This is a genomic window from Clostridium sp. BL-8, from assembly GCF_002006495.1.
Lineage (GTDB): Bacteria > Bacillota > Clostridia > Clostridiales > Clostridiaceae > Clostridium.
In genome coordinates this window covers 25316-49583 of record NZ_LZZL01000007.1, presented here as the reverse complement: position 1 = coordinate 49583, position 24268 = coordinate 25316, and the positions used below count along the sequence as shown (strand labels likewise).

General features: G+C 29.8%; 21 protein-coding genes. 10 read left to right on the top strand and 11 right to left on the bottom strand.

The features are described 5' to 3' along the window. Positions 1–14: 14 nt before the first annotated feature. The 8 genes from CLOBL_RS03115 to CLOBL_RS03080 all read right to left on the bottom strand — a co-directional run bounded on the left by CLOBL_RS03115 (position 15) and on the right by CLOBL_RS03080 (position 11541). A complete protein-coding gene (locus CLOBL_RS03115; RefSeq protein ID WP_077857676.1) occupies positions 15–725 on the bottom strand; it encodes a DUF624 domain-containing protein in 711 nt (236 codons plus the stop codon). Positions 726–861: 136 nt separating this feature from the next. Continuing rightward, positions 862–1713: a carbohydrate ABC transporter permease gene (locus CLOBL_RS03110; RefSeq protein ID WP_077857675.1), complete on the bottom strand. Its 852-nt coding sequence runs from the start codon at positions 1711–1713 to the stop codon at positions 862–864. A gap of 12 nt (positions 1714–1725) precedes the next feature. Continuing rightward, on the bottom strand, positions 1726–2631 hold the full coding sequence (locus CLOBL_RS03105; protein ID WP_077857674.1) for a sugar ABC transporter permease: 906 nt from the start codon (positions 2629–2631) through the stop codon (positions 1726–1728). A gap of 73 nt (positions 2632–2704) precedes the next feature. After that, positions 2705–4057: an extracellular solute-binding protein gene (locus CLOBL_RS03100; RefSeq protein WP_077857673.1), complete on the bottom strand. Its 1353-nt coding sequence runs from the start codon at positions 4055–4057 to the stop codon at positions 2705–2707. Between the two features lie 347 nt (positions 4058–4404). Beyond that, positions 4405–6006, bottom strand: a complete 1602-nt coding sequence (locus tag CLOBL_RS03095) for a response regulator (RefSeq protein ID WP_077857672.1) — start codon at positions 6004–6006, stop codon at positions 4405–4407. A gap of 46 nt (positions 6007–6052) precedes the next feature. Beyond that, on the bottom strand, positions 6053–7894 hold the full coding sequence (locus CLOBL_RS03090; protein WP_077857671.1) for a histidine kinase: 1842 nt from the start codon (positions 7892–7894) through the stop codon (positions 6053–6055). Positions 7895–7915: 21 nt separating this feature from the next. Continuing rightward, positions 7916–9550 (bottom strand): extracellular solute-binding protein, encoded by a 1635-nt coding sequence (locus CLOBL_RS03085; RefSeq protein WP_077857670.1) that lies wholly within the window; start codon positions 9548–9550, stop codon positions 7916–7918. Between the two features lie 332 nt (positions 9551–9882). Then, positions 9883–11541 (bottom strand): nucleoside kinase, encoded by a 1659-nt coding sequence (locus CLOBL_RS03080; protein ID WP_077857669.1) that lies wholly within the window; start codon positions 11539–11541, stop codon positions 9883–9885. 378 nt (positions 11542–11919) lie between these two features. On the opposite strand from CLOBL_RS03080, the gene CLOBL_RS03075 reads away from it, so the two are divergent. From CLOBL_RS03075 to argF, 9 genes are all read left to right on the top strand, one after another. Further along, positions 11920–12624 (top strand): DUF421 domain-containing protein, encoded by a 705-nt coding sequence (locus tag CLOBL_RS03075; RefSeq protein ID WP_077857668.1) that lies wholly within the window; start codon positions 11920–11922, stop codon positions 12622–12624. Continuing rightward, positions 12621–13001, top strand: a complete 381-nt coding sequence (locus CLOBL_RS03070) for a DUF4363 family protein (protein ID WP_077857667.1) — start codon at positions 12621–12623, stop codon at positions 12999–13001. The genes CLOBL_RS03075 and CLOBL_RS03070 overlap by 4 nt, the downstream gene beginning before the upstream one ends. Positions 13002–13290: 289 nt before the next feature. Next, the gene (locus tag CLOBL_RS03065) at positions 13291–14514 is read left to right on the top strand and encodes an argininosuccinate synthase (RefSeq protein WP_077857666.1); all 1224 of its coding nucleotides are present in this window, start codon (positions 13291–13293) and stop codon (positions 14512–14514) included. Further along, the gene (gene argH, locus CLOBL_RS03060; RefSeq protein WP_077857665.1) at positions 14514–15905 is read left to right on the top strand and encodes an argininosuccinate lyase; all 1392 of its coding nucleotides are present in this window, start codon (positions 14514–14516) and stop codon (positions 15903–15905) included. Before CLOBL_RS03065 ends, argH begins: the two co-directional genes overlap by 1 nt. A gap of 70 nt (positions 15906–15975) precedes the next feature. Further along, on the top strand, positions 15976–17010 hold the full coding sequence (gene argC, locus CLOBL_RS03055; protein WP_077857664.1) for an N-acetyl-gamma-glutamyl-phosphate reductase: 1035 nt from the start codon (positions 15976–15978) through the stop codon (positions 17008–17010). Positions 17011–17033: 23 nt separating this feature from the next. Continuing rightward, positions 17034–18257 carry a bifunctional glutamate N-acetyltransferase/amino-acid acetyltransferase ArgJ gene (argJ, locus tag CLOBL_RS03050; protein WP_077857663.1) on the top strand — a complete coding sequence of 408 codons (1224 nt, stop codon included), beginning with the start codon at positions 17034–17036 and terminating at the stop codon, positions 18255–18257. 15 nt (positions 18258–18272) lie between these two features. Beyond that, the gene (argB, locus tag CLOBL_RS03045; protein WP_179117672.1) at positions 18273–19130 is read left to right on the top strand and encodes an acetylglutamate kinase; all 858 of its coding nucleotides are present in this window, start codon (positions 18273–18275) and stop codon (positions 19128–19130) included. A gap of 220 nt (positions 19131–19350) precedes the next feature. Beyond that, a complete protein-coding gene (locus tag CLOBL_RS03040; protein WP_077857662.1) occupies positions 19351–20535 on the top strand; it encodes an aspartate aminotransferase family protein in 1185 nt (394 codons plus the stop codon). A 129-nt stretch (positions 20536–20664) separates the two neighbouring features. Further along, positions 20665–21585 (top strand): ornithine carbamoyltransferase, encoded by a 921-nt coding sequence (gene argF / locus CLOBL_RS03035; RefSeq protein ID WP_077857661.1) that lies wholly within the window; start codon positions 20665–20667, stop codon positions 21583–21585. 145 nt (positions 21586–21730) lie between these two features. Here argF and lepB read toward each other — a convergent pair whose 3' ends face one another. From lepB to CLOBL_RS03020, 3 genes are read right to left on the bottom strand one after another with little or no spacing between them, the layout of a single operon-like run. Continuing rightward, the gene (lepB, locus tag CLOBL_RS03030) at positions 21731–22327 is read right to left on the bottom strand and encodes a signal peptidase I (protein WP_077857660.1); all 597 of its coding nucleotides are present in this window, start codon (positions 22325–22327) and stop codon (positions 21731–21733) included. A 39-nt stretch (positions 22328–22366) separates the two neighbouring features. Next, positions 22367–22576 (bottom strand): helix-turn-helix transcriptional regulator, encoded by a 210-nt coding sequence (locus tag CLOBL_RS03025; RefSeq protein ID WP_077857659.1) that lies wholly within the window; start codon positions 22574–22576, stop codon positions 22367–22369. Positions 22577–22587: 11 nt separating this feature from the next. Continuing rightward, on the bottom strand, positions 22588–22908 hold the full coding sequence (locus tag CLOBL_RS03020; protein WP_077857658.1) for a DUF6442 family protein: 321 nt from the start codon (positions 22906–22908) through the stop codon (positions 22588–22590). Positions 22909–23180: 272 nt separating this feature from the next. On the opposite strand from CLOBL_RS03020, the gene CLOBL_RS03015 reads away from it, so the two are divergent. Continuing rightward, positions 23181–24266, top strand: coding sequence for a GIY-YIG nuclease family protein (locus CLOBL_RS03015; protein ID WP_077857657.1), 1086 nt, complete (start codon positions 23181–23183; stop codon positions 24264–24266). The last annotated feature ends 2 nt before the right edge of the window (positions 24267–24268 follow it).

The following is a 24268-nucleotide window of genomic DNA, read 5'->3' as shown; positions in this document are numbered from 1 at the left end:
AAATATGTCTATTTTTATTGAACTTCAACGTCCTTATTATTGTATTTTTCTTCAATATCCAGGAGCATATTTTTTTCCATAAGCATCACTAAGTAACATACAATACTTACAAAAAACAATGGAAGTATCACTATAAATTTTATTTTAATGAATATATTCCATAATATAAAAGCTGCTGCAATTGATATTATACAAACATAAATTTTCTTAATTAGGTACATTAATGATAATGCAAAAATCTCTTTCTTCTTCAAATAAAACCTTGATAATATAGGAAATATATGAAACCATATAGAAACAAATATAAATATCAAAATCACAGGTATAATTTTCACTAGAGTCAAACTAAAATTATTATTAAAGTATAATAATTCAATCCAAGCTAAAGTTAAAATAATTATCCCTAATGTCCAAAAAAATACTGAATCGAGAAAATTTACCTTATAAGATTCAAAAAAGTCTTTTGTAACATCAATATCTCCCTCTCTCGTTAACTTGCCCATTACACTTAACAATGCTGTTAATGCAGGTCCAATAGGTATTGATGACAACATTAAAATAATAATCATATACACATCGATAGTCCCATAATAGGTCATTCCTAATGCTACAAATATAAAAGGAATATTTAAAATCCAAAAATAAAAATTTGCTAATAAAAACCACCATACATAATTAAAAAATTTAACAATAACCCCATCATTGAATTCTCTTTTTTTACTCATAATTTTTTCCTATCTCTATCAACAACTTTAATTAATATAGCAATACTCCTAATTTCATCGCTTAATTTAGAAAAAGTATTATTTCTTTTTTATTTTCAACTACACACAAGGAATTAATCCTATGTCACTCTTACCTTTAACCTTTTACTCCTCCAATTGTCAATCCACCAATTATCTTCTTTGACAAGAATGCAAATGCTATCATTATTGGAACAACAGAAATTGCAATACATGTATATATTGCACCAAATTCAGTTTTGTAAACACCTTTTGCAACAACTTGCATAATTGGAAGTGTATACTTATCCATATCTGATATTAGAATAAGAGGTGTTAGATAATTATTCCAAGTTCCTATAAATGTAAATATAGACATAGTTGCAACAGAAGGCATAATAAGAGGTAATCCTATTTTGTTAAATATAGCAAATTCACCAGAACCATCTATTCTTGCTGCTTCAATCAAGGATTCATGAACTGCACCATCTGTATAACCTTTAATAAAGAAAACAGAACTCGCATTAGCTATTGAAGGAATTATTAAAGGAATATAACTGTTAAGCAAATGCATTTTGCTTATTAATTGATAAAATCCTATGAATCCTAACTGCATAGGAATCATCATTGAACCTAATACAATTGCATAAAGCATTTTATTACCCTTAAATTTATATCTTGAAAATCCATATGCAGTAAGTGCACTAAAATATCCACTTACTACTGTAACAGCAACTGCAATGAATAAGCTGTTGGCAAATCCTCTCCATATAGGTACACTTTCCACTAACCTATGGTAATTATCTAATAATGCTGTACCTGGTAAAAGCCATAATTTTGATGCTATTTCTCCATTGGTATGGGTACAATCTATGAGCATTATATAAAAGGGAACTAAACATATTATAGTAAGTAATATTAAAAAGATATACCTAACTATTGTTTTACTACTTGTCCTCATATTATTAGTTCTTTTAACTTTTGTTTCCATTAATATCCCTCCCTAATCATTCTCAGCATTTCTATTAATAAACTTGAAAGTTATTATAGAAAATATGAGTATCAATATAAATAAACCATATCCTATAGCAGAACCATATCCATAGTTTGAATTTTGGAAAGCAGTGTTATATAAATACATAACTACTGTTAAAGTCTTATTATTAGGATTTCCTTGTCCACCAGTCATAACATAAGGAATATCAAATGTCTGCATACCACCAATAAGTGATGTTACAGCAGCAAATAATAAAGTTGGTTTTAAAAGTGGCATTGTTATACACTTAAAACTCTCCCAAGGAGTTGCTCCATCTATGCTTGCAGATTCATACAATTCTGCAGGTATATTATTCAAACCAGCTCCAAAAATTATCGTACTATATCCAAACCACATCCACCATGATATAAGTGACATTATTCCTCTAGAAGAAAATTCACTCAAAAACCAGTTAATAGGTTCTTTAATCAAATGTAAATTTAAAAGAACCTTATTAACCGCACCAGTTTGCCAGTCAAATAGAAATACAAATAACACGGCTACAGCTGCTGGTGTAACAAGGTTAGGAAGATACATAGCTGCTCTAAAAAATTCTTTTCCCCTAATCTTTTTTGCACTATTAAACAATACTGCAAGTAGAAGTGCAAAAATCATCTGTGGAATTACAGCGCAAATCCACATTATCAATGTATTTGCAATAGCCTGATAAAATAAAGAATCATGTATAAGAGTAACATAGTTCTTAAGTCCTACAAAAGTTTGGCTTAGTGACATCCCATCCCACTTTTCAAGACTTATAATTAAAGTATATATAATCGGATATAATGAAAATAATAAGAATACAACAAAATATGGAATAATGAAGTATATTCCATATCTCCCTTTATCTACTCTGTTTTTTTTCTTTGGCATCAAACCGCCTCCTAATTTAAATTCCTTATTAGCTGCTTAAAATATAATAAACAGCTAATAAGTTCTTATGAAGTTATTCTACAGCTATATCTGGGAATGCAGCCTTAATATCTGCTTTAAATTGTTGTAAAAATTCTTCTTTTGTTTTTTGTCCAGTTACATATAAGTCTAAATCAGCTTGGAATTTACTGTTGATAGTTTCATCGTACTTAGTAACTAACTTACCAGAAATAGATGGAATTATCTCATTATATGTCTTAGCTAAATTTTGTCCATCGCAAAAATCATTTTTTCCATCATCAGTAGTTGCAAACTGCTTACTTACGTCTGGCATAGATGAGAAATCACCATTTGTTTTCATATCCCATGTTTGGAATTCCTTAGAATTGAAGAACTTAACAAACTGCCATGCTAGTTCCTTATTTTCACTCTTACTGTAGATGCCTAACCAAGTACCACCATTGTAGTAAGCTGCTGGTGCCTTAGCGAGTCCCCAATCTCCCTTTGAGTCTTTAGCATTAGTAGCTATTACGTATGGTAATCCCCAAGTTGGAAGTGCATAAGCTAATACGTTTGTCCCATCTACTGCACCAGCCATTGATGCTGACCATGGTGCTGACCATGTATTAAACTTAGCATCTATACCTGCATCTCTGATTTTCTTTGCATTATCAACATATTCCATCATCTTATCATCTATAACTAATTTATTGTCTTCTACCCAGCCATGTGATCTACTTCCAGATGCAATAACAAATCCTTCAGAATAATTTGGAAGTAACTTTACTGTACCGCCACTTTTTTCGTTTAATTCTTTACCAGTTTCAATTAACGAATCCCATGAACTAAATTTCTTAGAAATTTCGTCTGGATCATCTGTTCCAAGATATTGTTTAGCTAAACTTTTTTTGTAGAATAATCCACCTGGAGTTGCTTGCCAAGATAGTGCTCTAATGCTATTATCTTGTACATTTCTTCCAAGATCTACAACATATTGAGCCTCAGTTTTTCCAATGTCTTCTGCATTATATGGAGCCTTAGAAAGATTTTCATAGTAATCAGTATTAACATATTTGTTTACATTTGCAACTTCTGAAGTGAAAACATCAGGTACACCTGATCCTGAAGCTAATACTGATGAAAGTTTTGTTGAGTATGCATTGTTATCAGTCGGTATAACTGTTAACTTAACCTGAATGTTTGGGTATACTTCATTAAATTTTTCGATAAAATGTGATGATTGAAATTCATCTGTAAATGACCACATGTTGATTGTTCCTTTGTAATCCTTTGGATCCTTCTCTGTAAAAGCGGTTGGTTTTGATTCATTTTCACTTTTTGAGCTACCACAACCTGTGAAAACAGATCCCACTATTGCAACTGACATTGCAAATATCAATACTTTTTTTAAATAATTTTTTTTCATAATTACAATTTCCCCCCTATAATTAATTTCTATTAATATATATGTCCTAAAAAAATTAGTTCAGCTTTTGAAATTTTTTAAAACTCATTTCCAGAAACCCCTTTCGATAATTTATAAAAAAAATATTTATTAATATTTTTTATAATTCAGTATTTCAAAACCAGTTTCGAAAGTTGATAAATTTAAATTTATTTAAGCTTTTTCCTCCTCAATCCTTATCACATCTTTATGATACATAAAAAAAACGTTTACTAGAATGGTATAAAATTACGATATAGTATTAAAAAATTACTCAATTCAAACATTTACATAAAAAAAGAGACTCTTTGCAGAATCTCCTTTAGTTTTTAAATATTGCTTTTTTTATATTCGGCTGGAGTAAAGCCAGTAAACTTTTTAAATAATTTACTAAAATACGCTTTCTCCTTATAGCCAAGCATATCACTAACTTCATAAACTTTATAGTCATACCTCTTTAATAATACTTTTGCTCTTTCCATCTTTGCTTTTGTTGCATATTCTAAAAAGTTTTCCCCTGTTTTCTGCTTAAATATTGAACATAAATAGTTCTTACTTATATTTAAACTGTTAGCTATAGACATTAATGTAATATCCTCATCTATATGGTTAAGTACATATTCACAAGCTTTTTGAACAATATTATCACTCTTATTTAGATTGTATTCCTTTATAATGTTTATAAGCTTCTCTATATTTCCAATAAGTTGTTCCTCGATATTGTCAAGAGTTTCAACTCCTACAAAACCAATCTTAATTATTTGGCTTAAATCATATACTGCTTGTAAAAAACTATATTTTTTGAGCACATTATTGTAAATATTATATATTAACTCTGTAAACGCAATATTAATACTAAAGATATTAAAATTCAATATATTTGCTATTTCTTTTACTAGATCTTTAAGCATAATTACTGAATCATCTTTACCTATAAGTATTGAATTTATTAATGCTTTTTCTTTCTCAATCGGATAAACAAAATTCTTCTGCCTAAGCTCTGTCAATTCGTTTACATGAATTAACTTATTTGTGCCTAACACATATTTGTATTTTAGTGCTTCTTTAGCATTCAAATAACTTTTGTAAATACTATATACTTGATTATAGGCATTTCCAACCCCAATATTTAATTTTGTTTGCAAGCCTTCGCTGCCATTTGCAAGTATTCTTTTTAATACTGTAAGAAAACTTTGATCAAAATCCAATATTTCACTATCATCGCTAGCTTGTACAATGATAACTTTTTTTCCAAAGTCTCCTTCTAATACAGAGAAATATTTTATAACACTATCTTTTAATTCTTTTTTTATTAAATCATTAACCTTGTTATTCAAATGGTTCCATTCATCATTTTCAGTTAAATCCTGACTACTAATAACAATTTCATTGATTTCAATAATCGCCACTTGAACTTTTCCTTTAATAAGAGGAAGATTATACTGGGAAATATATTCATCCATCATCATTAGATTTTTTCCTCTTAATAAGTCATACAGTATCTTCTCACCAGATATAACTTTATTTACATTGTATTCATAATCTTTTTTTTCTTTCCTAGTTAGTTTATTGTAAGCACTTATTAATATGTTTTTTAGTTTTTGAGAATCTAACGGCTTTAATATGTAATCAAAGGCTCCTAGTCTTATGCCCTCCTGCGCATATGAAAATTCATCATATCCACTTAATAATAGCACTAACGTATCTAATTCCTTTTCCCTAATTGCCCTTAGTAGCTCAATTCCAGTCATTTTGTGCATCTTAATATCTGATACAATGAAATCTATACTATGCTCCTTAAATAATTCAAGCGCTTCTTCCCCATTACGGGCTTCGCAGACTATATTAAAACCGTATTCTTCCCAATTAATTATTTTCTTTAGCCCCATTCTAATAATTGGTTCATCATCTACAATCATTACTGAATACAAATTTCTCCCCCCTTAATAGTTCTTATTTTATTAATTTAATTTTTTACTAATTGTTTAATGCATTAGGCAGCTTAAGTGTTATTTGAGTATAACACCTTTCTTTCGATTCAATCATAATACCATATTGTTTTCCATAGAAAAGTTTTATTCTGTCGCTGACATTTTTAAGACCAAGGCCATATCTTTTATCTGTCTTTCCATTTATGTGGTTCTGCAGTTCATTCACTTTACCTATATCCATTCCTTTTCCATTATCCTTCACATTTAAATATAGATATGTTTCGTCAATATCAAGAGATATAGAAACTATACCATTTTCACTCATTAATTTCTCTGAAAGACCATGCTTCACTGCATTTTCTACTAAAGGCTGAATAGTTAATTTTAATATTTCTTTATCAAGAAATTCAGAATCAATATCAATCTTTAAAATTATTTCAAAATCATATCTAAGAGTCATTAATGATATATAATTCTTAATATGGCTTATTTCTTCACTTAGTGGAACAAACTCATTGTTCCATTTCATGTTATACCTCATCATATCACCTAAAGATGCCAAACAATCCGATACCATATAATTCTCTTCAACAAGTGCCATCATCCTAATATTTTCAAGAGTATTATATAAAAAATGTGAATCTATTTGAGTTTTTAATGCTTTCAACTCTGCTTCCTTGGTTATTATTTCTTTATTTATACTATCCTTAATCAGTGTATCTATAGTTTTCATCATCTGCCTAAAGTTATGAGCAAGTACTCCTACTTCATCATTACCATATACCTCTATACTCGGCATTAAATCTCCAGTTCTAACTTGCTTAACTGCAGCAATTATCTTATATAATCTTTTGAGAATAGTTTTAGTTGCATAATATACAACTACAGATAAAAGTAGCAGTAAAAAAACAGAGCCCCAAATAACCACGTGTCTAGAGTTTTTGATTTCCTGTGAAATATTATTTAATGGTATAACATTTACCAAATAATTGTTTGGAATCGGCGACTCTTTGTATAATATGATATAGCCTTCATTCCCTTGATTATAATTCACTTCTCCTTTTTCATATTCTAACTTATCTTTAATAAATTCCCGAAAAATTTTTTTATCAAAATTAAAACTTCTAAGTAGTGCACTATTTTCATCTGTTTCTATGTCCATGTTTTCCTTATTTACTAACAATATTTGTCCACTTTTCAAATCATCATCTTCATACATTTTGGGAAAGAAGTCTTTAGATCGCATAGTAACTCTACTTATGCCTAAATATTTATCACTCGGATAATTAATTTTCTTATTAAGTGAGACTACTATATCTTTTGATTCATCATTTAAGGTTGATTTAACTACAATATCATTGTCATAGTGACTAACATTCCAATATTCCCCACCATTTTTTTCAATAACTTTTTTATACCAGTCATTATCGATGATTCTATCTATTTTATAAAACGTAGGCCAAATCTCATTAACTTCTGAATTGCTAGTAAATATGTTTATTTGCTTAATTGTTGGATTATTATTTTGCAGATTAATTAGCTGTTTATAAGTTGTTTCTCTAAAATCAATTAGTTCCTTTGCTTCTTGATTATTATTACCTTGTAAATATTCCATTACTTTATTATCGGATTCTATAGCGTTAATTATATTTCGCATTATGTACACATTCTTTTCAACGCTATCATATTCAGTACTAAGATCATAATTAGCTCTACTTATTGCATTATGCTTCGCATTATCTGAAAGTGAATGAAATATATATATGGAAAATATTAGTATTGGAATACCGATAATGAATATATACGTAGTGATTAATTTTTTTATTAAACTTTCATTATTTAGTACTTGCTTAATTTTCCCCCACAAAATTACAATATTATTTTTCATTTAAGCAGCTCCTATTTTCATTCATTTAACTACATTTAGCTTTTTCTTATTTTCTTCATATTTTTGCTGAATATATTTTTGTATCTTATCCCAACCCTGTTCTTTTCTATATGCAATAAATTCATTTAATATTCTATCAAATTCATCCTCATTCTTAGCTATAAGTAAATTTTTCAAAGTGCTTCCCCACCTTATATTTATTCTAGAGAACGCTACTCCTTCCTCGCTATCTCCATATGGATAAATGTTATCAAATAAAGAATAATTATATGTCTTTCCCTTTGCCCAATCACTTATCATCTTTATCGCTTCTTCACTGGGCGGTGTCCATTTCTGTACCAAATCCCCGTCTTCCAGCATCCAATAAGTGCTTGCCGCACCATATTTGTTATCAAAAGCTATTCTATCCTTATTTAGTAAATCTACAACTTCAGGTTTAAACTGTTCTTTTCCATTAACTTCATCCCAGGCAAAACCTTTTATTCCTAAATATAAATCTTTATTGCCCTCTTCACTAATTAAATAACTTAAAAAACTTATAGCTCGCTTTGGGTCTTTGCATGTTTTTGAAATCAGAGTAACTGTCCATCCCGAAATACTGTCTCCTGCGAGTTTAGGTGTGTCACCTTTAGAGTTTGAAGGTCCATCAATTGCCATATATATTTTATTTTTATCCTTAGAATATAATTCTAGTTGCTGAGCAGACATATCAGAACTTTGATAAAGCATTGCAAAATATCTTCCTTCTGTAAGATTTTCTTCTATCTGAGCTCTTTTATCTACAAATATTTCCTTTGAAAGCAATCCTTTCTCATTAGCTGTTCGTAATGTTTTTAACCATCTTATGTAGTCTTTATCTGTAATTTTATCATATACTTTACCATTTTCTTCTCGTGGAACTGCTAAAAAATTTGGTAAAATGCTATCTAACGAAAGATTTCCATCGTCATTAAACTCATGAAATCCTAATGGTATCAATTCTTTACCATCAACGATTGGAAATTGCTTTTTTGCTCTTTCAAGCGCACTCAAAAATGCCTCTGGTGTACTCATATCTGGTTTTCCTAAAGCTTCATAAATATCTTTCCTTACTAAAAATGTTTGATTTGATGGTTTTTCTTCTTTATAATTATTAAAATCAGTCACTGGACTAGAAAAATTTGGATAGCAATAAACATGTCCATCACTTTGCCTATACCAGTCCAATTTTTTTTTATCTGCCACTTTAATAAAGTATGCATCGTATTGTTCTGATAATTTGTCAAGAGGTAGTGCTAAACCGTTTTCTATAACTCTTTTATATCCATCATCTTGGGAACTTAGTGTAATAAAATCCGGCAATTTACCTGTTTCAATCATAGAATTTAGTTTTTCTGCCTCATCACCGCTTGGAGTTATTAAATTTAAGCTAACACCTGTTTTATCAGTAACATATTTCGAAACAGGATTAGTGCCCCATTTAGTTTGAAACCATGAAAAATCAATGTACCAATCAAATGTTATTGGTGTAGTATCTGACTTCCACCCTTCTTCGCCACAGTTATTTTTAATCACATTATCAGTCTTCTTTCCAATTGTACCGCATGTCGTAAAGACCACAGAAATTAAAATTAAAGTCATTACTCCTCCGCAAACCTTTACAAATAGATTTTTCATAGGCACTCCTCCATTTTAAGACTAAAAAGTTCAAAATAATAACGAACAAGCTTTTAATTACTTATATTCTATAATTTATACTAATATCCAAATAAAAACAAGTATACATAATAATAGTGTAGCATATGCTGAATATGACTGTAAACACTATATAGTTATTCAAAGTATTCTCAATAAGTAATAAAAATGAAAAATAGAACAGTTAAAAAATTATTTTTATCAATTGAAAATAAAGCAAGAAATCATGGCTATTATTTCCATGATTTCTTGCTAACATTTCTCTTCGCTATTTAAACTTTCACCAATCATTATGGCTTATACATTGTGATAAATTAATACTCATAAAAAATAGATCCTCCAATGAATTCTCTTAATAATGAATTCTTAGGCACTTCAGCCATTTCTATTTCTTTAAAAAAACCTAAAAAAGATTTTAATCTTAGAGCTTCTGAATAAACTGAACTTTCTTCCGTTATTTTATCTAACTCCTGTAATGCATATGGCTTTAATACTCCAAGTTCATAAACTAGTGTAGAATTAAACGCCACATCAGCTTCTTCCTGATAAACAAATATATTCTTTTTCTCTCCTTTTTTTATGGAAGGCCACATTTTTAAAGTATCTTCTGCCTTATATCCCCTCGATAATGAATCCCTGACGATTCTCCTTACTTTTCTCACATCTGTTGTGGAAATTCTATTATGGTTATCTATATTTAGTTGGGTTAATGCTGAAATATAAATTTTAAAAGCATTACTATTTAAATTATTTGAGATTAAACTTGGATTTAGTCCATGAATTCCTTCAATTACTAGCACTCCATTTTTAGGTAATTTAACCTTATAATCCTTCCATTCCTTTTCACCTGTTTTAAAATTATAAATCGGAAGTTCAACTTCTTCTCCACTCATTAATTTTTCTAAATCTTTATTTAACAATTCTAAATCTAAGGCATTAATCGACTCATAATCATAATCACCATTTTCGTCTTTAGGTGTATTTATGCGATTCACAAAGTAATTATCTAACGATAATGGTATAGGGATTAATCCATTTACTCTTAATTGTATACTCAGCCTATTTGCAAAAGTAGTTTTTCCTGAAGAAGATGGACCTGCAATTAGAATAATTTTAATATCTTTTCTATCTAGAATTTCATCAGCAATATTGGCAATTTTCTTTTCATGAAGCCCTTCTGCAACCATGATTATATTTTTTAATTCATTATTAACTATTCTTTCATTTAATGTTCCAACATCCTCTAACCCCAATATATTTAACCATCTCTGTGTTTCTATAAAAATCTTAGTTAAGCCCTTTTGCTCCATGAACTCAGCAAGTTCATCCATATTTTGTTCTTGAGGCCTTTGCAATATAAACCCTGTTTCATACTTAAATACATCAAATTTTTTTAGTACTCCAGTAGAATATCCCATACATCCATAGAAATAATCATATCTTCCATCAAGTTCGTAAAGATGGACATATTTTATATCATAGTATGTTAAAAGTTTAACTTTATCTTTCATCTTATAACTTTTAAAAATGTCCATAGCATCCTTTTTAGTTGTTCTGATACTTTTTATAGGTATGTCTTTACTTATTATTTCTTGCATTTTTACTTTAATTTTGTCAATGTCTCCTTTGCTTAGAGGAACATCTTTATGCACTTCACCATATATAGCATCGCTTATAGCATGGTCAATTGTTATCTTTGCTTCTGGAAATAAATCTAAAGCAGCTTTTATAAAAACAAACTGTAATGTTCTAGCATAAATTTTCATTCCTAGCTCAGTATTAAAGCCAATAAGTTCGACCTCTCCATCATCCTCTATTACTTCAGTCAATTCACAGTATTTTCCATTAAGCTTACATATAGCAACATCTTTAATTATGTCTTTGCAATTGTCAATAATTAATTCATAAAATGTCAACCCCTTTTTAGCTTTAATAATACTTTTTTCTAATTCAAACCCATTCTTACTCCTCATACAATTAACCCTTTCCTTCCAATAATATTTCACTAGGCTTTAAACTCATCCGCCCCCAAAAGCATGAATTCTTTCAAAATACTCAATTATTTTAATTTTTTGCACTCTGTATAGGTAGTATCAACTATATTATATACATTTTTCCTAAAAAAGATAAAAGTATTTTTATTAGACATATTAAATACAATAACAAGTCTGAATTTGTCATATATATTTTCATAAACTAAGAACTGAACTTACCTATAGATTATTGATAAAACAATCTTATATAGAATAAATATTTAAAATAAACTAATTCGTTATTCTGTTACTTTTTAAATCTCCCTTAGTATATTAAATTTTATTTTTGCAAATATTACTCTCGAGGTGATTTTTTATATGTTTGTGGTGTCAATTAGAACTGCTATTTTATATTTACTAGTTGTATTAACAATGAGATTAATGGGAAAAAGACAAATAGGTGAACTTCAACCTTACGAGTTTGTAATAACAATTATGATTTCAGATTTGGCATCTTTGCCAATGCAAGACACAAGATTACCATTACTCCTTGGAATTATTCCTATAATAACCTTATTATTTTTAAAGACAATTCTAACTCAAATAGGTTTAAAATTTCAATCTACAAGAAAAATTGTTGACGGTGAACCATGTATACTAGTTCACAATGGAAAAATCAATTATCCAACTTTAAAAAAGCAGCAATTAAATATAGATGAATTATTGGAAGAGTTACGTCTAGCAAATTATTTCAATCTTGATGAAATTCAATATGCAATATTAGAGAATGATGGACAAATATCTATACTACCTGTAGATTATAATTCTTCAAAAAAATCCAATTCAAGTTCTGATAATACATCTAAAAATATTGAAGCTAAATTGCCTAAAGTTCTAATTTCTGACGGTAAGATAAATAACAATTCGTTAACCTCAATTAATAAAGATGAAAAGTGGATAACTGATTTATTAGGTAAGCATGATATTTCATCAATAAAACAGGTATTGATTGCCTTATATGATACTGAAGGAAAGTTTAAATATCAACTTTTTGATGAATATGAAAGGAAGAATACAAAATGAGAAACGCAATATTATCAATATTTCTATTTATGTTAACTATGATATGCGTATATTTTCTAAACAATTCTATTCTAAATTTATGTGATAACATCAAAGCACAAACAGAAGATATAGAATTAAAAATTAATGATGGAAAACTTGAAGATGCATATTCTGAATCCCTTGAATTATTAAACTCAATTGAAGAAAAAAATCTCATAACTTCCTTGTATCTCAGCCATCAAGAATTTGATAACTTGTTAAATGAGGCTGTGAAATTATCTACTTACTTAATTCATGATGATGAAACAGAAGCTCACGCCTCTTTACACTTAGTTAAATATAATAGTGATCATCTAAAAAAATTACAGCTTCCAAGCATTGAAAATATATTTTAATATTTTATAATTATGCATTATTTTATATCTTTATACTTAGACATATTTTATGCATAAATTTTAATATACCATGCATAAAATATTATATTTTTCTTATTTTTTTATTAAATTATGTATATTTAATATATTTTTATGAATATTTTTGCATTTATCACTTGATTATTTTTGTATGTAGTTGTATAATTATAAACATAAATTAAGTTAGAAAATATTTAATTATAAGGCATCTTTTAACTAGCATTTTATCTTATGTGTCTTATATTTCTATTATACAAGGAGGGCTTTTAAAATGACAAAATACAACAAGGTAGTTTTAGCTTATTCTGGGGGGTTAGATACATCAATTATTATTCCATGGCTTAAGGAAAACTATGGCTGTGAAGTTATAGCTGTATGTGCTAATGTAGGTCAAAAGGATGAACTAGACGGTTTAGAAGAAAAGGCAATAAAAACAGGCGCATCAAAATTATATATAGAAGATTTAACTCAAGAGTTTGTTGATGATTACATCTTCCCTACTATTCAAGCTGGTGCTATATATGAAGGTAAATATCTTCTTGGAACTTCATTTGCTAGACCAATAATCGGAAAAAGATTAGTTGAGATTGCAAAAAAAGAAGGTGCAGATGCAATCTGCCACGGATGTACAGGTAAAGGAAATGATCAAGTAAGATTTGAAATGGCTGTTAAAGCATTTGCTCCTGGTATGCCAATAATTGCTCCATGGAGAATATGGGATATAAAATCAAGAGAAGATGAGATAGATTATGCTGAAGCAAACAATATTCCATTAAAGATCAATCGTGAAACAAACTACAGTAAAGATAAAAATATTTGGCATTTAAGTCACGAAGGTTTAGATTTAGAATTTCCTGAAAATGAACCACAATATGCTAAAATCTTAGAACTTTCAAAAACTTTAGAAGCTGCTCCAAATGAGCCAACTTATATTACTTTAAATTTTGAAAAAGGAATTGCAGTTAGCTTAAATGGAAAGAAAATGAACAGCGTTGAGCTTCTAGATGAATTAAATAAAATTGGCGGAGAAAATGCTGTAGGAATTACTGATATGGTTGAAAACAGACTTGTTGGTATGAAATCTAGAGGAGTTTATGAAACTCCAGGCGGAACTATTCTTTACAAGGCTCATAAGGATTTAGAAGAACTTTGCCTCGATCGCGAAACAGCTCATTATAAAGAACAAATAGCTTTAAAATTTGCTGATTTAGTATATAACGGACAATGGTTTACTCCACTTAGAGAAGCATTATCTGAATTTGTTACTAAAACTCAAGAAACAGTTACAGGAGAAATTAAATTAAAATTATATAAAGGAAATGTTGTCAATGCCGGTATGACTAGTCCATACTCACTATACAGTGAAGAATATGCAACCTTTGGAGAAGATGGAGTATACGATCAAAAGGATTCTGCAGGATTCATTAATCTATACGGTCTTCCAACTGTTGTAAGAGCTAAGATGCTAGAAAAAGTCAAGAAAGAGGAAATGTAATGAAGCTTTGGGGCGGACGATTCAAAAAAGGCACTGACAAATTAGTTAATGATTTTAACTCCTCTATAAATGTTGACCAGAGAATGTATAAAGAAGATATCGAAGGAAGTCTAGCTCACGCTTCAATGCTTGGAAAACAAAATATAATTCCAAAGGAAGCCAGCGACAGAATTACTTCCGGTCTTTTTGAAATATTAAAGAGAATTGATAGTGGAGCTATTGAGATCGATCAAACTTCTGAAGATATTCATAGCTTTGTTGAAGGTACCCTAACCTATTATATAGGTGAATATGGAAAAATGCTTCACACTGGAAGAAGCAGAAATGACCAAGTAACTTTAGATTTAAGATTACATTTAAAGAAAGCAATCATATCTTTAAACGAAGATATCATAGCTTTGGAAGAAGTACTTCTAGATAAAGCTAAAGAGAATATAAATACTATAATGCCCGGATATACTCATTTGCAAAAAGCTCAGCCAATAACCTTTGCGCATCATATTTTAGCTTATGCTGAAATGCTTAAGAGAGATATTGGAAGACTTACTGACTGCTATAACAGAATGGATGAAATGCCTTTAGGTGCTGGAGCATTAGCTACTTCTACTTATCCAATTGATAGAGAATCGGTTGCACGTGATCTTGGTTTTTCAAAAGTTACCTTAAACAGTTTAGATTCTGTTTCTGATAGGGACTATGTAATTGAGACATTATCCTGTCTTTCAATTATAATGATGCACTTATCAAGATTCTCTGAAGAAATAATTCTTTGGTGTACTAATGAATTCAGCTTCATTGAACTCGATGATGGCTATAGTACTGGAAGCAGTATCATGCCTCAAAAGAAAAATCCTGATGTTGCAGAACTAGTTCGAGGCAAAACAGGAAGAGTTTATGGTGATCTTATTACCTTATTAACTGTTATGAAGGGAATTCCACTTGCTTATAATAAGGATATGCAAGAAGACAAGGAAGCTCTTTTTGATGGAATAGATACTGCTACCCTTTCACTTAAAACTTTTTGTGGAATGATTAAGACTATGAGAGTAAAGAAAGATAACATGAGAAAAGGTGCAGCTCTTGGTTTTACTAATGCCACTGATGTAGCTGATTATTTAGTAAAAAAAGGAATGCCATTTAGAAATGCTCATGAGGTAGTTGGAGAAATAGTTCTTGCATGTATAAAAGAAAATAAAATGATTGAAGAATTATCTCTCGAAGAGTTTAAAGTCTTCTCTCCTATTTTCGAAGACGATATTTACCACGCAATAGATTTATTGACTTGTGTAGAGGAACGTAAAGTTATTGGCGGTCCTTCCACAGAATCAGTAAAAATGCAGATTTCTGCATTAGAAAACTTTATTAATGAATTTAAATCAGTTGACGATTAAATACTATTAAAGTATTATATGACAATTCTATTTCTAACTGTTAACTGTGTCATATCGGGGGTAATTTACAATGGTTAAGATCGGAATAATCGGTGCTACTGGATATGTTGGTGCTGAACTTTTAAGATTACTGTTATCTCATCCTAAAGTTGAAGTTGCAGCTTTAAGCTCAGTTTCTTTTGAAGGTCAGGAAATTAGTAATGTATATAAAACTTTTTTTAATAAAACAAATTTGATTTGCAAAACTGCAGAGGATGTAATTGAAAAATCAGATGTTATCTTCACTGCTCTGCCTCATGGCTTAAGTGAAGATATTGCGAAAAAGGCTATTGACAATAATAAAATCTGCATTGATATGGGTGCTGATTTCAGATTATCTAGTGAAGATGAATATGAAGAGTGGTACGGCAAGAAATTTGCTGAGCCTGCTCTCCACTCAGAAAGTATTTATGGACTTCCAGAATTGAATAGGGAAAAAATTAAAAACTGTTCCCTAATTGCGAATCCTGGCTGTTATCCGACAACTATTGAACTTGGCTTAATGCCGCTTTTAAAAAATTCATTGATAAAATTAGATAACATCATTTGTGATTCAAAATCGGGAACTACTGGTTCTGGAAGAGGTTTAACTTTAAATACTCACTTTCCAGAAGAAAATGAAACTTTCGCACCATATAAAGTTGGTGCCCATAGGCATACGCCTGAAATTGAAGAAACATTATCTGCTATGGCAGAAGATAAAGTAAGTGTAACTTTTACGCCTCACTTACTTCCAATTAATAGAGGAATTCTTTCTACAATTTATTGTATTCCAAAAGATACAGTTAACCTTGAAGAAATTCATAAATTATATGTAGATTTTTATAAAGATGAACCATTTGTTAATATATTACCTCTTGGGGAAACTGCTTCAATTAAAAATGTAAGATTAACGAATGATTGCTTTATTTCATTACACTTAAATCATAGAAAAGACCAAATTATTGTTGTAAGCACAATAGATAATATGGTTAAAGGTGCTGCCGGACAAGCAATTCAAAACATGAATATAATTCTAGGTTTTGATGAAACTGATGGATTAAATCTAATTGCACCAGCATTTTAAAGAGTTAAAAGGGGGTTATTAATTTGAATATAAATTATATAGATGGTGGAGTTACAGCTCCCAACGGTTTTTTAGCTTCTGGTGTACACTGCGGATTAAAACAAGGCAGTCTGAAGAAGGACCTAGCTTTGATTTATTCTGAAGTTCCTGCAGCTGCTGCAGGAATGTATACCAAAAACAAAGTTAAAGGTGCTCCTATTTATGTTACAAAAGAGCATCTAACTAATAAAAATGCACAAGCAATAATCATAAACAGCGGTAATGCAAATACCTGCAATGGCGATGATGGGTTACAAAAAGCAAAAAAAATGACCAGTCTTCAGGCTAAGGAGTTAAATTTAAAAACTGACGATGTTTTAGTTGCATCTACAGGAGTTATTGGGGTTCCTTTAAACATAGATGCTATTAAAAATGGCATTCCACTGCTTACTGAGAAATTGTCTAAAGAAGGTTTTGACGATGCATCTTCTGCCATAATGACCACAGATACCTTCAAAAAGCAATTGGCTTTAGAATTTTATATAGGCGATAAGAAAATAACAATTGGATCAATGGCAAAAGGCTCTGGAATGATTGAACCTAATATGGGAACAATGCTTTCTTTCCTCACAACTGACTTATCCATTTCTCCAGAATTATTAAATGAAGCTCTAAAATCAAGCGTTAGTGTAACATATAACAGAGTCAGTGTTGATGGAGACACAAGCACTAATGATATGATATTAATTTTAGCTAACGGTTTGGCTGAGAATCCTACTATAACAGAAAAAGATGATAACTATGATACTTTTGTTAAAGTTCTTACTGAATTAAATACACATATGGCTAAGAATATTGCTAAAGATGGTGAAGGTGCTACAAAATTATTAGAATGCCAAATAATAGGTGCAAAAAGTGAAAAAGATGCAGTTACTTTAGGTAAAAGTGTTATTAATTCTAGTTTAGTTAAAACAGCAATGTTTGGTAGTGATGCAAATTGGGGACGAATTCTTTGTGCACTTGGCTATGCAAATATTGACTTTGATCCTGAAAAAGTTGATGTTTCCTTCGAAAGTGCTGCTGGTTCTATAAAGGTTTGTGAATCTGGTAGTTCCTTACCTTTCGATGAAGATATAGCAAAAAAAGTTTTAAGTGAAAATGAAATTATCATCAAGGTCGATTTATTCTTAGGTGATCATAGTGCCTATGTTTGGGGCTGCGATCTAAGCTATGAATACGTAAAAATAAATGGAGACTACAGAAGCTAAATAAATGGGGGTTTTATTTTGAATTATACAGAAAGAGCTGAAGTCTTAGTTCATGCACTTCCCTATATTCAACGCTATTATGGAAAAATTATAGTAGTAAAATATGGTGGAAATGCAATGGTGAGCGATGAACTTCGTGAAACAGTTATAAATGATATTATTTTAATGAAATGCGTTGGAATTCAGCCTGTTGTAGTCCATGGAGGCGGACCAGATATTTCAGACTTTTTAAATAGATTAGGCGAAAAAAGTCAATTTATTAATGGCTTAAGATATACAGATGAAACTACTATTGATGTAGTTCAAATGGTTCTTGGTGGAAAAGTAAATAAAGATTTAGTCTCTTTAATAGAGAAATTTGGAGGAAAAGCTATTGGTTTATGTGGAATGGATGGTTCTCTTCTGAAAGCTAAAAAATTAGAATCTGAGGTTGATTTAGGATATGTAGGCGAGATAACTCAAGTAAATACTGAGATTTTAAAGATTGCTATGGATTCAGGTTATATTCCTGTTGTTGGAAGCGTAGCTTTAGGTGAACATGACAATAAGCCGTATAACATAAATGCTGATATTTGTGCTTCAAAAATCGCAGCTGCACTTAAAGCTGAAAGATTAATACTACTTACTGATGTGCCTGGAGTTATGAAAGATCCAAAAGATATTTCTAGTCTGATTAGTGTATTAAGATTACATCAAATACCTAAATTATGCCTTGAAGGTGTAATTAAGGGCGGTATGATTCCAAAAATTGATTGTTGTGTGGAAGCAATTCGAATGGGCGTTGAAAAGTCGACTATTCTCGATGGTCGTGTACCTCACTCTCTCCTTTTAGAATTATTCTCCCCTGAGGGAATTGGAACTATAATTTACTAAATTTATTTTACAGTTAAGGCCGAAATTCTTAAGGAATTTCTTAAATACATTTTTGAATTTCCTTAAGACTCTTTATGCAAATTGTTAACTTTGAATACTTGTTAAATTAAGATACAATGAAAATATAACATAATATAATTTCCAGAAATTCTGAAGGAGTTTCTAGCAAAGACAGTTAACTGCAAATCGTTAACTGTAAACTAAAAAAAGGGGTGATTTCATGTCATATAATTATGATGAAGCAAAAGAGCATGTTGTAAACAGTTATGGTCGTCTAGGTCTTACAATTACTCACGGTGAAGGTGTATATCTTTATGACCAAGATGAAAACAAATATCTGGATTTTACAAGCGGTATTGGTGTTAGCAGTTTAGGATATGGACATGAAGCATGGGTTAAAGCTACAAGTAAGCAGATAAAAACTCTTGCTCATGTCTCAAACATATTTTTTACTGAATCAAGCTTAAAGCTTGCTAAAGAATTAACTGAAAAAGCAAATATGAGTAAAGTATTTTTTGCTAACTCTGGTGCAGAAGCTAATGAAGGCTCAATTAAACTAGCTAGGAAGTACAGTTATGACAAATATGGCAATGGACGAAATAAAATTCTTACACTAATAAATTCTTTCCATGGCAGAACAGTAACTACACTAAAAGCAACTGGGCAAGAAAAGTTTCATAAGTATTTCTACCCTTTCACTGAAGGTTTTGATTATGTAAAAGCAAATGACTTAGAAGATTTCAAAGAAAAACTTTCAGATGATGTCTGTGCTATAATGCTTGAAGCAATTCAAGGAGAAGGCGGAGTTATTCCTCTTGATAAAGAATTTGTTCAGGAAGTAGTTAAAATCTGCAATGAAAAAGATGTGCTTGTAATATTTGACGAAGTTCAATGCGGTATAGGCAGAACCGGAAAAATGTTTGGTTATAACAACTTTGATGTAGAAGCTGATATAGTTTCTGTAGCTAAAGGTCTTGGTGCAGGGCTTCCTATTGGGGGTATACTTTGCTCATCTAAAGTAGCAGATGTATTCAAACCTGGTGATCATGGCTCAACTTTTGGAGCAAATCCTGTTGTATGCGCTGGTGCTTTAGTGGTTCTTGATGAAATTTGCAATGAAAAATACCTTGAGAAAATAACCAAAAGAGGTGCTTATGTAAAAGAGCTTATTGAAGAAGCTAAAAATCCTCAAGTAGAAGATGTACGTGGCATAGGCTTAATGATTGGAATAAAAGTAAAATGTGATCCAGCCCTAGTTCAAAAAGAAGCCATAAAAAAAGGTTTATTGGTATTAACAGCTGGAAAAGATGCAGTAAGACTTCTTCCACCACTTGTTATAACTAAAAAAGAATTAAAGGCTGGTATAGATATTATTCTTGAAGTTTTATCCAATATAAAAGAATAATTAATAATTTAAGAATTAGCAATTGACAATTAGAACTTGATTTCTTACATTTAATAAGTTTCTTTAAGATTTCTTCCATAATTCTATATTGTTAATTGTCTATTGTACATTAGCTTGGAGGCATTTATTATGAAAAAAGATTTATTAAAAATGGATGATCTTTCTAAAGAAGAAATCTTAGATATATTGAACTTAGCAGATCAACTAAAATATGAACAAAAACATGGTATAGAACATCATCATTTAAAAGGTAAGAGTTTAGGAATGATATTTGAAAAATCATCTACTAGGACTAGAGTTTCTTTCGAAACTGGGATGTATCAACTAGGTGGTAATTCGTTATTCTTGACTGATAAAGATCTTCAAATTGGACGTGGTGAACCAATTGAAGATACTGCAAGATCTCTTTCAAGATTCATACAAGGCATAATGATTAGAACTTTTTCTCAAGAAGAAGCTGAAAAACTTGCTAAATATGCATCGATTCCTGTTATAAATGGCTTAACAGATGATGAACATCCATGTCAGGTATTAGCAGACCTAATGACAATAAGAGAAAATAAAAATATCCTAGAAGGACTAAAAGTCGCTTTTATAGGGGATGGAAACAATATGGCAAATTCTTTAATGATTGGCTGCTTAAAGGTTGGAATGAATTTTGCAATTGCTTCTCCAAAAGAATATATGGCATCTGATAAATATTTAAATAGAGCAAAGGAAATTGCTAAAATTGAAGGAGTAAACTTCACAGTAACTACTTCTCCATATGAGGCTGCTAAAGATGCTGATGTATTAATTACAGATGTCTGGGCAAGCATGGGACATGAAAAAGAAATTGCTGAAAGAACTAAGGCTTTTAAGGATTTTCAAATTAATAAAGAATTATTAGAAGCTGCTGATAAAAACGTAATGGTGCTTCATTGCCTTCCAGCCCACAGAGGTGAAGAAATCACTGCTGAAGTTTTAGAAGAACATGCTGATTCAATTTTTGATGAATCCGAAAATAGATTACATGCTCAAAAAGCTGTACTTGTTAAATTAATGAAATAAACTCATTAGACTTTTAGAGTAATTATATATATACATGTAAAAAACAAGTAATCAAAATTTTAGGCACATGAAAAAACAGATAAGTATGCTTGTCTATTTTTCATGTGCCTAAGTACTTTTTACAAAGTCATATATTTTATTAATTTTACTTTACGGTTCCCAAATCCTTTAATGGATAATATCTAAATTGAACTTTTCCTTCAATATCAGCTGCATCCACATAAGGATTCTTCCAAAGTCTTGAATCTGCAGAATCTGGCCGATTATCTCCTAAGAAAAAATACTTTCCTTGTGGCACTTCATATGTTCCATTAAATGCATCTTTATTCTTTACATAGTCTTCATTGAGTTTTTCGCCATTTCTAAATACGACTCCTTCTTTTATATCTATTTTATCTCCTGGAAGTCCTATTAATCTCTTTACTAATCTCTCATTAAATTCATTAGAATGAAAGACTATGATATCACCAACCTTAAGATTTTCTTTATTGTATACTTTAGTTACAATAAATTTATCATTAATATTTATAGTTGGCACCATTGAAGGGGTTGGTACATATACATTAAAAAATAAGAACTTATTTACTAATAGTGCTACTGCTATTGCTGATATTACTGGTATAATCCATTCTTTAAAGAAATTCATATTATTTTTTTTAGCTATTCGCACTTTAGTATTTTTTCTTGAATTATTAATTGTGATTTTCTTTGAATTCAATACTTTATTATCGTTTCTAATCATCTCTTAATACCTCCATATTAACCATTACTTGAATAATTTTTATTCAAAATAAAATATCTCTTCGAATTTTTTATCTAATGCTATACATATTAATAATGCCAATTTAGCACTCGGACAAAATTGTCCTGTTTCTATAGAACTTATTGTCTGCCTAGATACGTTAACCATTTCTGCTAAATCTCCTTGAGATAAACTTTTTTCTGCTCTAGCTACCTTTAATCGATTCTGTAAAATTAATTTTTCCTCCATAAATGCCCTTTCTATTTACAAGTTATAGTAAGAAATTGAAATAAAAAAAACATACCGCTAATACTAAAAAAACTTCCTAATATCAATAGTTTTTTATATCTCAAATAATAATATTTGTAAAATGATTCAGTTGCAACATAAGCCATAAAAATTGTCCATATATCCCCTGTTGGAAGATGCTTATAACATTTAAAGATTGCTAAAGCTAAAATTATTAAGCTAAAGATAAATTTTGCACTTAATCCCGCTTTTCCATTAATATATTGTTCCATTTCATCCTCATTATCTATATTACTTTTCTTGTTTCTTTCCAATATCTCCTCTTTATTCATAAAATCAACTCCATTCCTATTAATGATTATTATACCTTAATTTTACACGTTGTCAAGTTTACTTGTCATCATGACAAGGATGCTTGTCTACGACTTCATATAAAGTATAGGGAGGGTTAATTGAAAGACCAGATGCCACTTTGTGAAATAAAAAGTCATATTCGCAGTTCCAAACTTAATTGTTAAAAATCCACATATCATAAAATTATTAATTAAGGCACATGATAGAATCATAATAGTAAAATAATTAATCATCTTATGGAGGAGATTACGTGGACATAAAAGAAAAAGTTAAAATATTACCTTCCTGCCCTGGTATATATCTCATGAAAGATTCTCTCAAAAATGTCATTTATGTTGGGAAATCTAAAAACTTAAAAAACAGAGTTAGTTCTTACTTTCAAAATTCAAAATCTCGCTCTCCAAAAGTTATAAAACTAGTTCAAAATCTTAAGGACTTTGAATATATAATTACTGATACAGAATTTGAAGCATTTTTACTTGAATGTGAGTTAATAAAAAAAATAAAACCTGCATATAACAAACAAATGAAAAGCCCTAAATCTTATTGCTACATAAAAATAAACCTTAACGAAAAAAATCCTGATATATTGATATGCAATGAACATAAAAGTAGCGATGAATGTATTTATTTCGGACCATATACCAATAAAAATACGTTAAGAAAGGCTATTCAAAACATAAGAGAATACTTTAAAATAATCTGCAATAATAATTTACAAAAAACTTCATCCTGTATTAATTATTCCTTGGGATTATGTATAGGAATGTGTTTAAATGATACTTTAAAAAAACAGTATATTGATATATTAAAAAGATTGGTCTATTTATTTAACGGAACTGATAAAAGTATTCTTAAAGAATTGGAACTAAAAATGCTTGATGCATCAGAAAAATTTAACTTTGAAGCAGCTGCTAAATATAGAGATTATATACAGGCAGTAAATTATTTAATTAATAATATGAAAGTTCTAAAATTTGTAAAAGAAAATAAAAATATTGTTTTGCTTGAATCTTTAAACGATAGCGTAATTAAACTTTTTCTTATTAACGGCAATAAAATACTCTTTAGTGAAAAATATTCGATGAATGATTTGAATTTGGAAAAGTTAAAACTAATTATTAGAAATAATATTTCATTTTACTTTAATAATGAGGATTTAAAGAATCCAATAGAAATTGGCTGTGAAGAAATAGATGAGTCTCAAATAATTTATACATATTTAAAAAATAAGTCTAATAATTGTAAATATTTTATAATTCCGGAGAGATGGTTAAACACTCCAGATGGTTACATGAATATATTAAACGAGCTTGATAAACTAATATCTATTTAGGG

Excerpts from the sequence above, each read along its gene's own strand:
- CLOBL_RS03115 (WP_077857676.1), bottom strand. The coding sequence starts at position 725 with ATGAGTAAAAAAAGAGAATTCAATGATGGGGTTATTGTTAAATTTTTT.
- CLOBL_RS03110 (WP_077857675.1), bottom strand. The coding sequence starts at position 1,713 with ATGGAAACAAAAGTTAAAAGAACTAATAATATGAGGACAAGTAGTAAA.
- CLOBL_RS03105 (WP_077857674.1), bottom strand. The coding sequence starts at position 2,631 with ATGCCAAAGAAAAAAAACAGAGTAGATAAAGGGAGATATGGAATATAC.
- CLOBL_RS03100 (WP_077857673.1), bottom strand. The coding sequence starts at position 4,057 with ATGAAAAAAAATTATTTAAAAAAAGTATTGATATTTGCAATGTCAGTT.
- CLOBL_RS03090 (WP_077857671.1), bottom strand. The coding sequence starts at position 7,894 with ATGAAAAATAATATTGTAATTTTGTGGGGGAAAATTAAGCAAGTACTA.
- CLOBL_RS03085 (WP_077857670.1), bottom strand. The coding sequence starts at position 9,550 with ATGAAAAATCTATTTGTAAAGGTTTGCGGAGGAGTAATGACTTTAATT.
- CLOBL_RS03080 (WP_077857669.1), bottom strand. The coding sequence starts at position 11,541 with ATGAGGAGTAAGAATGGGTTTGAATTAGAAAAAAGTATTATTAAAGCT.
- CLOBL_RS03075 (WP_077857668.1), top strand. The coding sequence starts at position 11,920 with ATGTTTGTGGTGTCAATTAGAACTGCTATTTTATATTTACTAGTTGTA.
- CLOBL_RS03070 (WP_077857667.1), top strand. The coding sequence starts at position 12,621 with ATGAGAAACGCAATATTATCAATATTTCTATTTATGTTAACTATGATA.
- CLOBL_RS03065 (WP_077857666.1), top strand. The coding sequence starts at position 13,291 with ATGACAAAATACAACAAGGTAGTTTTAGCTTATTCTGGGGGGTTAGAT.
- argH (WP_077857665.1), top strand. The coding sequence starts at position 14,514 with ATGAAGCTTTGGGGCGGACGATTCAAAAAAGGCACTGACAAATTAGTT.
- argC (WP_077857664.1), top strand. The coding sequence starts at position 15,976 with ATGGTTAAGATCGGAATAATCGGTGCTACTGGATATGTTGGTGCTGAA.
- CLOBL_RS03040 (WP_077857662.1), top strand. The coding sequence starts at position 19,351 with ATGTCATATAATTATGATGAAGCAAAAGAGCATGTTGTAAACAGTTAT.
- argF (WP_077857661.1), top strand. The coding sequence starts at position 20,665 with ATGAAAAAAGATTTATTAAAAATGGATGATCTTTCTAAAGAAGAAATC.
- lepB (WP_077857660.1), bottom strand. The coding sequence starts at position 22,327 with ATGATTAGAAACGATAATAAAGTATTGAATTCAAAGAAAATCACAATT.
- CLOBL_RS03025 (WP_077857659.1), bottom strand. The coding sequence starts at position 22,576 with ATGGAGGAAAAATTAATTTTACAGAATCGATTAAAGGTAGCTAGAGCA.
- CLOBL_RS03020 (WP_077857658.1), bottom strand. The coding sequence starts at position 22,908 with ATGAATAAAGAGGAGATATTGGAAAGAAACAAGAAAAGTAATATAGAT.